This is a genomic window from Alkalibacterium sp. m-11 (genome assembly GCF_054658155.1).
Window position 1 is genome coordinate 1 of record NZ_BAAGIR010000344.1, and the last position, 560, is coordinate 560.

1 other RNA gene is annotated in these 560 nt (G+C 37.9%); it reads left to right on the forward strand.

Annotated elements, in window-relative coordinates:
- Positions 1–174: 174 nt before the first annotated feature.
- Positions 175–363, forward strand: a non-coding RNA gene (gene ssrS, locus ACYQ2O_RS12735) — 6S RNA.
- Positions 364–560: the final 197 nt, after the last annotated feature.

The following is a 560-nucleotide window of genomic DNA, read 5'->3' on the forward strand; positions in this document are numbered from 1 at the left end:
GGTGCATTTTGTCCACAGATTTTTGCTGTGGACAGTCAAAAAGCTCGAGGCTTCCATGTTTTCCACATGTGAATTCCTCGAGCTTTTGGTATATAAAGTGTTGTTATAAATTTTGGGCAAATTCAAAAGCTGTCTGTATTGACTAAAAGCTCCCCCTGTGCTAATATAAAGATAAGAATTCTGAGGTGTACGCGATGCCAAACTACTGTGTTGACCGAACATTGTATTAAAACATTGGGATTCTAAAGGAAGAATTGATGACATGCCTTATCACTTGGAAGTCAGATATTTTTCTGGTGAAGCCCACCTGCTATTAGCGGGTTCAACCTAAACTGGCATACTACCGGCACCATCGGATTTCTTATACTTAGTACGAGACAGAGCGAAGATTAACTCTTCGCTCTTTTTTGGTTATCTATCCATTCTCTAATCGTTCTATGTGTAAAATAGTTGTCGGAAAGTAAAATAGTAGGGCAAGAAATTAAAGTAGACAAAAAGAAAGAAGACCCTTAATCTAGAGATAACCACAAATCCAGAAAAGAGGTCTTCTTATGAATCAA